The organism is Aeromonas sp. FDAARGOS 1407 (genome assembly GCF_019048725.1).
In the GTDB taxonomy this organism is placed as follows: Bacteria; Pseudomonadota; Gammaproteobacteria; order Enterobacterales; family Aeromonadaceae; genus Aeromonas; species Aeromonas enteropelogenes.
On the sequence record NZ_CP077399.1, the window covers coordinates 3,226,182 to 3,240,974 of the forward strand.

The 14,793-nt window shown below is 58.5% G+C and carries 9 protein-coding genes; 2 read left to right on the forward strand and 7 right to left on the reverse strand.

All coding sequences use genetic code 11. The features are described 5' to 3' along the window. Window positions 1-98 precede the first annotated feature (98 nt). The 4 genes from I6L37_RS15305 to I6L37_RS15320 form a co-directional block, all read right to left on the reverse strand. Window positions 99-1,619, reverse strand: coding sequence for a SpoVR family protein (locus I6L37_RS15305; protein ID WP_042069440.1), 1,521 nt, complete (start codon window positions 1,617-1,619; stop codon window positions 99-101). Window positions 1,620-1,628: 9 nt separating this feature from the next. After that, a complete protein-coding gene (locus I6L37_RS15310) occupies window positions 1,629-2,900 on the reverse strand; it encodes a YeaH/YhbH family protein (RefSeq protein WP_042026298.1) in 1,272 nt (423 codons plus the stop codon). Between the two features lie 24 nt (window positions 2,901-2,924). Beyond that, window positions 2,925-4,847 carry a PrkA family serine protein kinase gene (locus I6L37_RS15315; RefSeq protein WP_026457556.1) on the reverse strand — a complete coding sequence of 641 codons (1,923 nt, stop codon included), beginning with the start codon at window positions 4,845-4,847 and terminating at the stop codon, window positions 2,925-2,927. A 580-nt stretch (window positions 4,848-5,427) separates the two neighbouring features. Then, window positions 5,428-7,341: an ATP-dependent DNA helicase RecQ gene (locus I6L37_RS15320; RefSeq protein ID WP_216992294.1), complete on the reverse strand. Its 1,914-nt coding sequence runs from the start codon at window positions 7,339-7,341 to the stop codon at window positions 5,428-5,430. A 342-nt stretch (window positions 7,342-7,683) separates the two neighbouring features. Here I6L37_RS15320 and sstT point away from each other — a divergent pair, with 342 nt between their 5' ends. Continuing rightward, a complete protein-coding gene (gene sstT / locus I6L37_RS15325; protein WP_042026295.1) occupies window positions 7,684-8,934 on the forward strand; it encodes a serine/threonine transporter SstT in 1,251 nt (416 codons plus the stop codon). A 595-nt stretch (window positions 8,935-9,529) separates the two neighbouring features. Here sstT and I6L37_RS15330 read toward each other — a convergent pair. From I6L37_RS15330 to pabB, 3 genes are all read right to left on the reverse strand, one after another. Next, the gene (locus tag I6L37_RS15330) at window positions 9,530-10,831 is read right to left on the reverse strand and encodes a serine/threonine transporter (RefSeq protein ID WP_216992295.1); all 1,302 of its coding nucleotides are present in this window, start codon (window positions 10,829-10,831) and stop codon (window positions 9,530-9,532) included. Window positions 10,832-11,048: 217 nt separating this feature from the next. Then, window positions 11,049-11,615: a CoA pyrophosphatase gene (locus tag I6L37_RS15335; RefSeq protein WP_042070018.1), complete on the reverse strand. Its 567-nt coding sequence runs from the start codon at window positions 11,613-11,615 to the stop codon at window positions 11,049-11,051. Window positions 11,616-11,687: 72 nt separating this feature from the next. Beyond that, the gene (pabB, locus tag I6L37_RS15340; protein WP_254203585.1) at window positions 11,688-12,971 is read right to left on the reverse strand and encodes an aminodeoxychorismate synthase component I; all 1,284 of its coding nucleotides are present in this window, start codon (window positions 12,969-12,971) and stop codon (window positions 11,688-11,690) included. A gap of 294 nt (window positions 12,972-13,265) precedes the next feature. Here pabB and I6L37_RS15345 point away from each other — a divergent pair, with 294 nt between their 5' ends. After that, on the forward strand, window positions 13,266-14,792 hold the full coding sequence (locus I6L37_RS15345) for a fumarate hydratase (RefSeq protein ID WP_042026294.1): 1,527 nt from the start codon (window positions 13,266-13,268) through the stop codon (window positions 14,790-14,792). Window position 14,793: the final 1 nt, after the last annotated feature.

Here is a 14,793-nt window from a genome sequence, read left to right on the forward strand (position 1 = left end):
ATGCCGTTGCTGATGGTATGCAGGGGCGGGTACGACGTGGAGAAAAAGGAGGCAAAAGAATGGCCCACTTAGGTGGGCCATTGGGGAGGGGCGATGAGTCAGATCCCGGGTTTGCGCTCCGGGCAGCGTCCTATGATGTCTGGCGGCATGTCGCCATTGTCCTGCTCCAGCACCACATCGAATCCCCACAGCTGGTGGAGATGCTTGAGCACCTCGTGGCGGGAATCGCCAAGGGGGATGCGGTTGTGGGGCACATAGCGCAGGGTGAGGGAGCGATCCCCTTTTACTGCCACGTTGTAGACCTGAATGTTGGGTTCCAGGTTGCTCAGGTTGTACTGGGCCGACAGGGTGTTGCGCACCTGACGGTAGCCTTCGTCATTGTGGATGGCGGAGATCTTGAGGTAGTTCTTCAGATCGTCGTCATCGATGGCAAAGAGCTTCATGTCCCGCATCACCTTGGGACTCAGGAACTGGCTGATGAAGCTTTCGTCCTTGAAGTTTTGCATGGCGAAGTGCAGGGTCTCGACCCAGTTGCTGCCGGCGTAGTCCGGGAACCAGTACCTGTCCTCCTCGGTCGGGTGCTCGCAGATGCGGCGCAGATCCGTGAACATGGCAAACCCCAGTGCATAGGGATTGATGCCCGAGTAGTAGCGGCTGTTGTAGGCCGGTTGATAGACCACGTTGGTGTGGCTGTGCAGCACCTCCATCATGAAGCGATCGCTGATCTTGCCCTCGTCATAGAGGTGATTGAGGATGGTGTAGTGCCAGAAGGTGGCCCACCCCTCGTTCATCACCTGGGTCTGCTTCTGGGGATAGAAGTATTGGCTTATCTTGCGCACGATGCGCACGATTTCGCGCTGCCAGGGCTCGAGCAGGGGGGCATTTTTCTCGATGAAGTAGAGAATGTTCTCCTGGGGCTCGGCGGGGTAGCGTTTGTCCTCGACCCCGGCACTCTTGTGCTGCTTGGGCAGGGTGCGCCACAGCTCGTTGACCTGGGTCTGCAGATAATCTTCCCGTGCCTTCTGGCGCCGTTTCTCCTCCGCCATCGAGATCTTCTGGGGGCGTTTGTAGCGATCCACCCCGAAGTTCATCAGGGCATGGCAGGAGTCGAGCAGCTGCTCCACCGCATCGATACCGTGCTTCTCCTCGCATTGGGTGATGTAGTTCTTGGCAAACAGCAGGTAGTCGATGATGGAGGAGGCATCGGTCCACGCCTTGAACAGGTAGTTGTTCTTGAAAAAAGAGTTGTGGCCGTAGCAGGCGTGGGCCATCACCAATGCCTGCATCGGCATGGTGTTCTCCTCCATCAGGTAGGCGATGCAGGGATCCGAGTTGATGACGATCTCGTAGGCAAGACCCATCTGGCCACGCTTGTAGTTGCGCTCGGTGTGGATGAAGCGCTTGCCGAATGACCAGTGCTGGTAGCCGATGGGCATGCCGACACTGGAGTAGGCATCCATCATCTGCTCGGCGGTGATCACCTCGATCTGGTTGGGGTAGGTGTCCAGCCTGTAGAACCTGGCGACTCGGGCGATCTCCTGGTGGTAGGTCTCCAGCAGATCAAAGTTCCAGTCCGGCCCGTCATCCAGTGGCGTCACTCGTTTTTCGGTTTCGATCATGTGACCTCCTTACGCCGCTTGCTTCTTGAACAGCTCCCGGAATACCGGATAGATATCCTCGACCTTGCGAATATGCTCCATCGCAAAGTGGGGGAACTGGCTGGCCACCGATTCATACTCGTGCCACAGGGTCTGGTGGGCACGGGTGGTTATCTCGATGTAGGAGTAGTAGCGCACCCGCGGCATGATGTCCCGCACCAGGATCTCCCGGCACTGGGGGGAATCATCGGCCCAGTTGTCGCCATCTGACGCTTGCGCCGCATAGATGTTCCACTGGTTGGCCGGATAGCGATCGTTGATGATGTCGTTCATCATCTTGAGCGCGCTGGAGACGATGGTGCCCCCCGTCTCCTGGGAGTAGAAGAACTCGTGTTCATCCACCTCCTTGGCCTGGGTGTGGTGGCGGATATAGACCACCTCGACATTCTTGTAAGTTCTGCTCAGGAACAGATAGAGCAGGATGTAGAAGCGCTTGGCCATCTCCTTGGTGGCCTGATCCATGGAACCCGAGACGTCCATCAGGCAGAACATCACCGCCTGGCTGGAAGGTACCGGTCGCTTGACGAAGTTGTTGAATTTGAGATCGAAGGTGTCGATGAAGGGCACCGCATCGATCCGCCGTTTCAGCTCGCGGATCTCCTTTTCGAGCTGGGCCATCTCGGCAAAGTGCTCGTTGGGATCGGCAGCCAGCAGGGCCAGGCGATCCTCCAACTCGTGCAGCAGGCGTTTCTTGCCCGCCTGCAGCGCCATGCGCCGTGCCAGCGAGTTTTGCAGGGATCGCACCACGTTGATGTTGGCGGGCACCCCGTTAGAGGTGTAGCCCGCCCGGTAGGTTTTCATCTCCATCAGCTGGTTGAGCTGGGTCTTTTGCAGGCGGGGCAGCTCGAGATCCTCGAACAGCAGATCCAGATACTCGTCCTTGGAGATCTGGAACACGAAGTCGTCCGAACCTTCCCCCTGATTGGAGGCCTGTCCCTCACCGGAACCCTGTCCGCCACCCCCTCCCTTGGGGCGTTCAATCTTGTCGCCGGTGACAAACTGATCGTTGCCAGGATGCACCATCTCCCGTTTGCCCCCTTGTCCCTGATGGAAATGGGGTTCACCGATATCCTTGGTCGGGATGCTGATGCTCTCACCCTTGTCTACGTCCTGAATGCTGCGCTTGGAGACAGCATCCGAGACCGCTTGTTTGATCTGCTTCTTGTAGCGGCGGATGAAGCGCTGCCGATTGACAGCGCTTTTGTTTTTGCCGTTGAGCCTGCGGTCGATAAAATGCGCCATAACTCCCCCTTGAACAGGTCAGGGTCAGGATGACTTGCGGACCCTGAGATACCATTCGGAGAGCAGTCGCACCTGTTTGCGGGTGTAGCCTTTCTCCATCATCCGTTCGACAAAGTTATCGTGCTTCTTCTGCTCCTCGGCCGAGGTTTTGCTGTTGAAGGAGATAACCGGCAGCAGCTCTTCCGTGTTGGAGAACATCTTCTTCTCGATCACGGTGCGCAGCTTCTCGTAACTGGTCCAGTTGGGGTTACGGCCTGCATTGTTGGCCCGGGCGCGCAACACGAAGTTGACGATTTCGTTACGGAAATCCTTCGGGTTGCTGATCCCGGCAGGTTTTTCGATCTTCTCCAGCTCGCTGTTGAGCGAGGCGCGGTCAAACAGCTGGCCGGTCTCGGGATCACGGTACTCCTGATCCTGGATCCAGAAGTCGGCGTAGGTGACATAGCGATCGAAGATGTTCTGGCCGTACTCGGAGTAGGACTCGAGGTAGGCGGTCTGGATCTCTTTGCCGATGAACTCTACGTAGCGCGGGGTCAGGTAGCCCTTGATGAACTCCAGATAGCGATCGTGCAGCTCTTGCGGGAACTGTTCCCGTTCGATCTGCTGCTCCAGCACATAGAAGAGGTGGACCGGGTTGGCGGCCACTTCCGCGTGGTCGAAGTTGAAGACGCGGGAGAGGATCTTGAACGCAAAGCGGGTAGAAAGACCATTCATCCCCTCATCCACACCGGCGTAGTCGCGGTACTCCTGATAGCTCTTGGCCTTGGGATCCGTGTCTTTGAGGCTTTCTCCGTCATAAACCCGCATCTTGGAGTAGATGCTGGAGTTTTCCGGCTCCTTGAGGCGCGACAGCACGGAGAATTGGCCCAGCAGCTCGAGGGTGCCCGGGGCGCATTTGGCCTCGGTCAGCTCGCTGTTGACCAGCAGTTTTTCGTAGATCTTCACCTCTTCCGAAACGCGCAGGCAGTAGGGCACCTTGACGATGTAAACCCGGTCGAGGAAGGCTTCGTTGTTCTTGTTGTTGCGGAACTGCTGCCACTCGGATTCGTTGGAGTGGGCCAGCAGGATGCCGTCGAAGGGGAGGGCGGAGAGCCCCTCGGTGCCGTTGTAGTTCCCCTCTTGGGTGGCGGTCAGCAGTGGGTGCAGCACCTTGATGGGGGCTTTGAACATCTCGACGAACTCCATGATCCCCTGGTTCGCCTTGCACAGCGCGCCCGAGTAGGAGTAAGCGTCGGCGTCATCCTGGGCAAAGTGCTCCAGCATGCGGATGTCCACCTTGCCGACCAGGGAGGAGATGTCCTGGTTGTTGTCATCGCCAGGCTCGGTCTTGGCAATGGCGATCTGGTCGAGGATGGAGGGATTGACCTTCTCCACCTTGAACTTGGTGATGTCGCCCCCGAACTCGTGCAGTCGCTTGGCAACCCAGGGGGACATGATGGGGCGCAGGTAACGGCGCGGAATGCCGTACTCCTTCTCCAGCAGCTCGCCATCTTCCTCGATGTCGAACAGACAGAAGGGGTGGTCGTTGACCGGTGAGCCCTTGATGCGATAAATAGGCACCTTTTGCATCAGGGATTTGAGTTTCTCCGCGAGAGAGGATTTACCGCCCCCGACCGGGCCCAGCAGATAGAGGATCTGTTTCTTCTCTTCCAACCCCTGGGCGGAGTGTTTGAGGTAGGAGACGATCTGTTCGATGGCCTCTTCCATCCCGTAGAAGTCCTTGAAGGCGGGATAGCGGGCCACGACCCGGTTGGAGAAGAGTCGGCTCAGTCTGGGATTGGCGGAGGTATCGACCATCTCCGGCTCGCCAATGGCGGTCAGCAGGCGTTCGGCGGCAGAGGCGTAGCAGGATTTGTCCTGCTTACACATGTCCAGAAACTCCTGGATGCTGTATTCCTCTTCCCTGGCTTTCTCATATCGCTGTTGGTAATGCTCGAAGATGCCCATAACTTTGCCCTCGTTATAGTCGCTTACCCTGAAAATGAGCGGATCACTATTTGTTTGGTCTTGCATTTAAAGCCTAGTCAACAGGCCCCAGTAATCCATCCCTATTTGATTGATGACACAGTGACGAAACCGGCCGGCTTACCGAGTGGGCCGGTCAGCCAGCAACACAGCTATGTTACTGACTGTTAAATTATTTTTGCCATGATAGTGAGGTAAATGTCAAAGACATAAAAAATAAATGTTTCTTTTCTTGCGGGCAGGTCCGGGCGAGTCGATGCAGGTGAAACGGGAAGCTAGACGTGGCGCCAGTTGGCGGGAATATCAATAAATCTATCATTACGCTAACGTCAACGTAATGTAGTTTGTTTGAAGTTATAGCTCTAATTTTTACATTGACGCTACAATTTCACTCATCTAGATTGGCCATGTGCAGTTGACAAGCCGCTTTAGCAAGAGAGCGGTTTGTTGTGGCACTAAGCTCTGTTTAAGCACGTTTCCGTTGGCTTGACCCTCGCAAAGGCGAGGGTCTTCTTTTTTTGTCTGCTGAAAATAATGTAGTGGTGCGCAGCTTGCTTTGTGCTCAGGAGTAGGCCTGCTTTAAGGCCTGCAACACGTTGGCAAAGGGATGGGCAGCCAGTTGGCCAAACCCGGCCAGGGATCTGGCCTTGACCCGGGTGGTGAGCGGTGTGGCGATGCCACACAGGAAACGGGCCAGGACGCGTTCATCCTGTGTGCCTGTCTTGGCGATGAGGGGCTCGCACCAGGCGCGGATGCCCGCCTCGTTTGGCATGGCCAGTCGGGGCAAGGGCGGGAGCACGGCAACCTGGCCGCGACAGACGGAGCAGTGGCCGCACCGGGCGGGGGCGGCTTCATCGGCAAAATAGCGGGCCAGGCGGTGGCTCAGGCAATCGTCGGCGGTGAAAAAGTTCAGCATGGCCTGCAGTCTGGCAAGCTCGCTCTGCTCATTTTGCAAGAAAAGGCTGTGCAGCCGCAGCGCCTCTTCTTCTTTGTTCCACCCCTGTTGATTGACCCGGTAGACCTCGGTCATCTGTTTGCTCTCGAGTTCAATCCAGCCCTGCTGTTGCAGATAGTCGAGGGCCGCAACCGCCCGCTGGCGTTCTCCCTGATAACCCTGCCAGAGCGCCTCGAAATCCATGGTGCACCAGCTGCGTGCCAAGGGCGCGCAGGCAAACAATTGTTCCAGAAACTGGCGCCGATCCGGGTTGAAGCGGGCGAGGATGTCGCTTTTATCCAGCACGAACTTGAAGCGGTAGTCGGCAAAATAGCTATAGGCCGGCGTGATGATGCCCGCCATTTCCAGATAAACCAGCAGGGTCTTGAGAGGCAGCTGGCGGATATTTATTTCGTTTGAGAGGCGCAGCAGGGTGAATTCCCACTGCGGGCCGCTGCCTGCAATGATGTCAAGCAACTGGCGGATGGCCGCCAGATCCGGGGTATCGCCATAGACGAAATTTTCCAGCACCGGCAGCTGGCTCTGGTTGGCCAGCACGGTGCAGTGCGAGAGTTGTCCATCGCGACCGGCCCGGCCAATCTCCTGGCTGTAGTTCTCGATGGATTTGGGCAGATCGTAATGAATCACCCGGCGGATATCCGCCTTGTCGACCCCCATGCCAAAGGCGATGGTGGCGACGATGCAATCCACCCGGCCGGTCATGAACTCCCGCTGGATCTGGCTGCGCACCTCAGCATCAAGCCCGGCGTGATAGGCACGTACACTGAGCCCCTGCTGTTGCAACATTCCGGCGCACTGCTCGGCGGTGTGTTGCAGGGTGACATAGATTATGGTGGGCAGGCCGGGGTCTGCGCGCAAGGTTTGGGCGAGCCAGCTATCGCGCTCCTCGGGGGGAAGCGGCACCACGGCGAGATCGAGATTGGGGCGATAAAAGCCGGTTACGATCACGTTATCGGGCTCGATGGCAAATTTGGCCTGCATATCCTTGATGACCGCCCGGGTGGCGGTGGCGGTCAGCAGCAATACCTGGGGTATTTTCAGCTCCTCGCGATAGTGCGGCAGCTTGAGGTAGTCGGGGCGAAAGTTGTGGCCCCACTCCGAGATGCAGTGCGCCTCATCCACCACCAGCAGCGACAGCGGCACCTGCTGGATAAAGCGGCGAAAGCGCTCGTTCTTGAGTCGCTCCACCGAGATCATCAGGATCTTCAACTGGCCATCCAGGGCTTGCTGCATCACCTGACGGCTCTCTTCCGCACTCTGACTGGAATCGAGGGTCGCGGCACAGATCCCCTTGCTTTTGAGAAAGGCGAGCTGATCGTGCATCAAGGCCAGCAGGGGCGAGATCACCAGGGTGAGATGGGGCAGGGCGAGGGCGGGCAACTGATAACAAAGGGATTTGCCTGAACCGGTGGGGAAGATGGCGGCCGCGCTTTGGCCTGCCAGCACCCGGTTGATCACCCTCTCCTGGCCGGGTCTGAGTCCGGAAAAACCAAAGTGTCGGGTCAGCAGGGTCGGGATCATGGCAGGGCTCCAGCGCAAATCGGCAATGATAACACAGCGACCCCTTGAGAACGGGAGTGAGTAAGTCGGTAAAGACTGGTTGAAATGCGTACAAAAACGGGTGGTTTCATTCCGGTTAAGAGTTTGTTGCGGAATTTTGTGATAAAAGCCGGATATTTTTTGGTGATTCTCTGGAAAAAAAAGATGGCGAATGGGATATTCCATCAAGCAATCCTGATAACCGCCGGATCGGCCCGACAGAAGGCTGGCTGCGGTTATCTCATATGAGGGGCAGGCGCTTCTCAATGCGGGATTGCAGACAGGACTCATGAATCATGCACTACGGTGCCTAGGGACTTTTTGATGACACAACAACACCCTCTTATCCGGCTGGTCAATAGCACCAGTCTTGTCAGCCAGATCCTGGTTGGTCTGGTATTCGGTATCCTGCTGGCCATGTTTGCCCCCGAGTGGGCCAGGGCAGCCGGCCTGCTCGGCAGCCTGTTTGTCGGCGCATTGAAGGCGGTCGCACCACTGCTGGTCTTTGTGCTGGTGATGGCGGCCATCATAGGCCACAAGCAGGGGCAGAAAACCAACATCCGCCCCTTGCTGGTACTCTATCTGTTTGGCACTTTCGCGGCGGCCGTCGTCGCTGTCATGGCCAGCTTCCTGTTCCCCTCCAACCTGCATCTGGTAGCCAACACCGCCGAGATCACTCCGCCGGGCGGCATCACAGAAGTGCTGCAAACCCTGCTGTTCAACATCGTGACCAACCCGGTCAAGGCGTTGATGGATGCCAACTACATCGGGATCCTGGCCTGGGCCATCGGTCTTGGTATCGCCATGCGTCATGCCAATGAGAGCACCAAGGCGCTGATCTCCGATCTCTCCCACGGTGTCTCCACCATCGTCAAGGCGGTGATCCGTTGCGCTCCGCTTGGTATCCTGGGCCTGGTTGCCTCCACTCTGGCCGAGACCGGCTTCGATGCCCTGTTCGGCTATGCCCAGCTGCTGGTGGTGCTGATCGGCTGCATGCTGTTCATCGCTTTCGTGGTCAACCCGCTGATCGTGTTCTGGAAGATCAAGCGCAACCCCTATCCGCTGGTGCTGACCTGCCTCAAAGAGAGCGGCGTGACCGCCTTCTTTACCCGCAGCTCCGCTGCCAACATCCCGGTCAACATGGCCCTGTGTGAAAAACTGCGTCTGCCGGAAGATACCTATGCGGTCTCCATTCCGCTGGGCGCTACCATCAACATGGCCGGCGCCGCCATTACCATTACCGTGCTGGCCATGGCGGCAGTGCATACCCTGGGAGTGGAAGTGGATCTGGCCACGGCTCTGTTGCTCTCCGTGGTTGCCACCGTCAGTGCTTGCGGCGCCTCCGGTGTGGCCGGTGGCTCCCTGCTGCTGATCCCGCTGGCATGCAGCCTGTTCGGGATCAGCAACGACATCGCCATGCAGGTGGTGGCCGTTGGCTTCATCATCGGGGTACTGCAGGATTCCGCTGAAACGGCCCTCAACAGCTCCACCGATGTGCTGTTTACCGCCGCGGCCTGCATGGCCGAAGACGAGAGCCTGATGGACGCCGAGGCGATCCCAAGCCGCGAAGCTTGATCTCGTTACCCACCTTCTCTGTTATTTGGCGCCCTCTTCTGAGGGCGCTTTTTTATTCCTGCAAATAAGGTTTTTGCGGGGCGTTGGCATCGCATCAGGCTGAGCCAGTCGTTTGCTGGCCTGTCATGCCTGAACGCCATGTCTGGTTCAGAGCACGAGTGAGAGTCTGGATACAAAGATGCGAAACCTCATGGCGGGAAGGGCAAGCTACGACTGCACTACATCTTATTGCAACGTCCGGGGCTTTACCGTGGATTGGCAAAGCCATGGCGGCAGGATGGCAGCTACAGCCATGACTTTAGTCAATGTCTGGCGGGCTACGGGAAAGGTGCGACGATGTGTTTTCTTATACAACACAGATGTGCGGCAGGAGGTTGATGCAAGCAACAGGGTGGTTGAGCGTGTTGTGCCCGGTGCTTTCCCACCGGATGGGAGAGGTCGATTATTCGGGAAACAGGACAGGGTTAACGGAACTTAGGGGATACAGGGGATGTTAGATGGGATATGTCGGCAAGAGAGGGGGGACTGGCGCAGCGCGCCCATAAAAAATGCCAGCCGGATAACGGCTGGCATTTTGGTTCGGCAGCGGGAGGGATTAACCAACCAGCTGATAGAAGATGGCGGAGATGGCAATCAGACCCATGGTGGCAACGAACACGTTGCTGATCTGGCCCTGGTACTTCGCCATGGCCGGTACACGCTTGATGGCGTACATCGGCATCAGGAACAGGATGGTGGCGATGATGGGGCCGCCCAGCGATTCAATCATGCCCAGGATGGAGGGGTTGGCCACGGCGGTGCCCCACAGGGTCAGGATGAAGAAACCGATGATGAACAGCTCAACCTTCTTTTGATCCGGCTCTTTGCCCGCCTTGGTCATGTTCTGGACGATCATCCCTTTCAGGCCTTCACGGGCACCCAGATAGTGGCCAAAGAAGGAGGAGACGATGGCGACGAACGCAACCAGCGGACCGAAGTAGGAGATGATCGGGCTCGCATGCTGGTTGGCCAGGTAGGAGAGCACGGCGATGTTCTGGGCCTTGGCTTCGGCCAGCTGGGCCGGAGTCAGGCTCATCACGCAGGAGAAGACGAAGAACATCACGAAGCCCAGCAGCACCATGGCGGTACGCTTGAGGATGGCATCGGATTTCTCGACGGCGCGATCACCGTAGTCACGACGCTGGGCCAGGGCAAAGCTGGAGATGGCCGGGCTGTGGTTGAAGGCGAACACCAGCACAGGGATGGTCAGCCACAGGGTGGTGGCGAAATCCTTGGCAGACGGCACCTGCGCCAGAGCGGCACCGGTCCAGTCCGGGATCAGGTAGAGGGAGATACCGGCCAGGATGGCGATGAGCGGGTAGACCAAGAACTCGGTCACTTTCAGCATCAGCTTCTCACCGGCCAGCATCACGGACATCATGCCCATGATCAGCACGATGGAGAGGATCCAGCGCGGCGGGGCAGCCATCTGCAGCTGGTTGACCATGAAGCTTTCAACCGTGTTGGTGATGCCCACGCCGTAGATCAGCACGATGGGGTAGATGGCGAAGAAGTAGAGCAGGGTGATGAGCTTGCCTGCGCCGACGCCGAAGTGCTCTTCCACCACTTTGGTGATGTCTGCATCTTTCTGCTTGGAGGAGAGGACGAAACGGGCCAGGCCGCGGTGCGCCAGGTAAGTCATGGGGCCGACCAACAGCGCCATCACGACCAGCGGCCAGAAGCCGCCCATGCCGGCGTTGATCGGCAGGAACAGAATGCCGGCGCCGACGGCGGTACCGAACAGACTGATCACCCAGGTGGTGTCTTGTTTCGCCCAACCATTGGTGGTCTGGACGGAGCTGAATCCTTGCTCCTGTGCGGTCGCAACATCCTGTGCGCCAATGACAGTTTTAGACATCTATCTCACCCCGAATGTGTGGTTTTTTATTGAGTCGGCGCAAGGATACTTTTTTTTCGATTAAAAATGTTGATCAAATTCACCTTACTAACGTGAAAAACCGCACTTTCTTATAGAAACGTGATCAAAATACTAAAAAATCAATTTTTGTTTATCATTTGCCACGTTAGTTTAATGTTAAAGCGCAAGTTCTGTACGCCAAAATGTATCCAGATTGTTATTTTGCGATATGCCGTGAGAGCTGGCGGATCATGCTGGCGGTGGCGCCCCAGATGAAATGATCTTGCCAGGGTATCCAGTAGACGGTGTGCCACTGTTGCTTGCGGGGAAAGGTGAGGGCGATGTGGTTGGCGGGATTGAGCAGGTGGGCAAGGGGCACTTCGAATGCCTGAGCCACCTCATCCTGGCTGAGGGTGAGCTGGTAATCCCCCTCGACCAGCCCGAGCACCGGCAGCACATCGTACTGGGAGACGGTATTGAGCGGACTCAGGGTACCGATGACGCGGATCTGGCGGGGGCTGATGCCGAGCTCCTCCTCGGTTTCGCGCAGGGCGGTCTGGATCAGATCCCTGTCTTGCGGATCCTGGCGCCCCCCGGGAAAGCTTATCTGGCCCGCATGGTGGCGCAGATGGGGGCTGCGACGGGTCAGCAGCAGCTGCAACCCCTGCTCGCGTTCTACCACCGGCAGCAGTACGGCCGCCGGTTTGAGTCCGGCTATGGCCAGCCGATGGGCTGGCGCCGGCAGTTGAAGTTGAAAGCGGGTCAGCAGTTCATTGCTATCCATGTCGTGGCTATCCATGTTCATCGTCAGCCACTGTGCCGTGGCTCCATGCCGGGTTAAAGAAAAAGATTTTTATCACAAGGCCGAGAGGTGGGGGAGGATCCGGGCCACCTTGTCGTAGGTCTCCTGATATTCGCTGTCGGCATCGGAGTCGGCGATGATGCCGCCACCGGCCCAGCAGGAGAGATGGCTGTTCTCGGCGATCAGGGTGCGAATGCAGATGCTGGTGTCCATCCGTCCGTGCTGGCTCACATAGCCGATGCTGCCGCAATAGGCGTTGCGTCGCTGCGGCTCCAGCTCCTCGATGATCTCCATGGCGCGGATCTTGGGGGCGCCGGTGATGGAGCCGCCCGGGAAGCAGGCCCGCAGCAGATCGACCCCCTGCCAGCGCTCGTCGAGCTCGCCGTGAATGGTGGAGACCAGGTGATGCACGGCGGGGAAGGATTCCACCGCAAACAGATGAGGCACGCTGACCGAGCCGGGTCGACTCACCCGGCCGATGTCGTTGCGCAGCAGATCCACGATCATCAAATTTTCCGATCTGTCCTTGTCCGCCTGGGACAACTCCTGGGCTATCTGGCGATCCATCTCTGGATCAGAATGGCGGGCCCGGGTGCCCTTGATGGGTTTGGTTTCGATATGACGGCCATCGAGGAGCAGGAAGCGCTCGGGGGAGAGGCTCAAAATGGCGCTGTGCGGCAATCGGACAAAGGCGGAGAAGGGGGCCTTGTTGGCGACGGCGAGGGCGCAATAGGCGTGCCACTCATCCCCCTGATAGGGGGCCTGGAAACGCTGGGTCAGGTTGATCTGGTAGCAATCCCCGGCGGCGAGATAGGCCTGGATGCGGGCAAACTTCTCGCCATACTCGGCGCGGCTCATATTGCTCTGCCATTCACCTTGCAAGGAGAAGGCCGGCGCCGGTTTGCACTGTTGCTGCTCAAGCCAGGCCAGACGCTTCGCCAGCCCCGCCTCGTCGCCCCAGTGCACCAGTTGCCACCTGCCGCTGGCCACATCGCGCAGCAGCGCCCAGTCGTAGATCCCCACCGCCATGTCCGGCACGTCGATATCGGCGGCGGCCTGCACCGGCAATCGCTCGAAGCGGCGACCCAGATCATAGCCAAAGAGCCCCAGTGCCCCACCGATAAACGGGAGCCTGGTTGCCTGCTCTGAAAGTTCCCCCAGCAGCGCGCGCTGGGTGCGGGCCAGCAGGGCGAGGGGATCGTCATGGTACTCGCTCTGCTGATCACCCTGGCGCAGGGTGGTGAGGGGCCCCCGGGTCTCCAGGGTGGCCAGCGGATCGGCGGTGATGATGTCAAAACCGTTGTCGGCGCCGATTGGCCCGGCTGACTCCAGCAGCATGGCCCAGGGCTGGTGTTGCAACAGGGCAAACTGATCGTGCAGGCGCGGGTGATGATCGAAGTGATAAATATGAAGTGTTGGCGTCATTTTTTGTTACACAGGCAACAGTTTAGTTTGTGGCCCCTAGTCGGTGCGGGACGGCAAGCGTATCATAGGTGTCGGTGACTAAAGAAAAAACTGCTGTGCCGTTCGTTTTTTGCTGGCTGATAGTTTTTGGTCAGCACGACCGCATAGCCAATCATATGGAAGCCCTTGTTTTGCCCTGTGGCACGGACAAGGACCAGTGAGGAAGATATGAGCATTATAAAAAAACAGGACTTTATCGATTCCATCGCCGACGCCCTTCAGTACATCTCCTATTACCACCCCCTCGATTTCGTTCAGGCTGCCAAGGCCGCCTATGATCGGGAAGCCAACCCGGCGGCCAAAGATGCCCTGGCCCAGATCCTGATCAACTCCCGCATGTCCGCCGAGGGCCACCGTCCGCTCTGTCAGGACACCGGCATCGTCACCTGTTTCGTGAAGATCGGCATGCAGGTGCAGTGGGACAGCGACATGACGGTGCAGGAGATGGTGGACGAGGGCACCCGCCGCGCTTACACCAACCCGGACAACCCGCTGCGCGCCTCCGTGCTGGCCGATCCGGCCGGCAGCCGCAAGAACACCAAAGACAATGCGCCGGCCGTGGTGCACATCGACATGATCCCGGGCAACAAGGTGGAAGTGAGCATCGCGGCCAAGGGCGGTGGCTCCGAGAACAAATCCAAGATGGTGATGCTCAACCCCTCCGACGACATCGTCGAGTGGGTCGTTAAAACAGTGCCCACCATGGGTGCTGGCTGGTGCCCGCCGGGCATGCTCGGCATCGGCATTGGCGGCACCGCCGAGAAGGCGGCCGTGCTGGCCAAAGAGGCCCTGATGGAGCATATCGACATCCAGGAGCTGATCGCCCGCGGCCCCGAAACCACCGAAGAGAAGCTGCGCGTCGAGCTCTATGACAAGGTCAACAAGCTCGGTATCGGCGCCCAGGGCCTTGGCGGCCTCACGACCGTGCTGGATGTGAAGGTCAAATCCGCTCCGACCCACGCCGCCTCCAAGCCGGTGGTGATGATCCCCAACTGCGCGGCCACCCGTCACGTACACTTCGAGCTCGATGGTTCCGGCCCGGCCGAACTGACCCCGCCGAAACTGGAAGATTGGCCCGAGATCACCCGCGAGGCGGGCGGCAACGTACGCCGCGTCAACGTCGATGGCATCACCAAGGCCGAGCTCGCCAGCTGGAAGAGCGGCGATACCGTGTTGCTGTCGGGCAAGATCCTCACCGGTCGTGACGCCGCCCACAAGCGCATCGCCGACATGCTGGCGCGTGGTGAAGGGCTGCCGGAAGGGGTCGATTTCACCAACCGCTTCATCTATTACGTCGGCCCGGTCGATGCGGTGCGTGACGAAGTGGTCGGCCCCGCCGGCCCCACCACCTCTACCCGGATGGACAAGTTCACCGACATGATGCTGGGTGAAACCGGCCTTATCGGCATGATCGGCAAGTCCGAGCGCGGCCCGAAAACCGTCGAGAGCATCAAGCAACACCAGGCCGTCTATCTGATGGCCGTCGGCGGCGCCGCCTATCTGGTGGCCAAGGCCATCAAGAAGGCTCGCGTGGTCGCCTTTGCCGATCTCGGCATGGAGGCCATCTACGAGTTTGAAGTGGAAGATATGCCGGTGACTGTGGCAGTCGACTCCCAGGGTAACAATATCCACGAGACAGGCCCGGCCTACTGGTCGGCCAAGATTGCCGAGCTGGACGGCAAGCTGGCCTCCTAAG

Bases quoted from the DNA above. Each gene is read 5' to 3' on its own strand.
- I6L37_RS15315 (WP_026457556.1), bottom strand. From the start codon at position 4,847: ATGGGCATCTTCGAGCATTACCAACAGCGATATGAGAAAGCCAGGGAA.
- sstT (WP_042026295.1), top strand. From the start codon at position 7,684: ATGACACAACAACACCCTCTTATCCGGCTGGTCAATAGCACCAGTCTT.
- I6L37_RS15320 (WP_216992294.1), bottom strand. From the start codon at position 7,341: ATGATCCCGACCCTGCTGACCCGACACTTTGGTTTTTCCGGACTCAGA.
- pabB (WP_254203585.1), bottom strand. From the start codon at position 12,971: ATGCTGCTGGAGTCAGCCGGGCCAATCGGCGCCGACAACGGTTTTGAC.
- I6L37_RS15305 (WP_042069440.1), bottom strand. From the start codon at position 1,619: ATGATCGAAACCGAAAAACGAGTGACGCCACTGGATGACGGGCCGGAC.
- I6L37_RS15335 (WP_042070018.1), bottom strand. From the start codon at position 11,615: ATGGATAGCAATGAACTGCTGACCCGCTTTCAACTTCAACTGCCGGCG.
- I6L37_RS15310 (WP_042026298.1), bottom strand. From the start codon at position 2,900: ATGGCGCATTTTATCGACCGCAGGCTCAACGGCAAAAACAAAAGCGCT.
- I6L37_RS15330 (WP_216992295.1), bottom strand. From the start codon at position 10,831: ATGTCTAAAACTGTCATTGGCGCACAGGATGTTGCGACCGCACAGGAG.
- I6L37_RS15345 (WP_042026294.1), top strand. From the start codon at position 13,266: ATGAGCATTATAAAAAAACAGGACTTTATCGATTCCATCGCCGACGCC.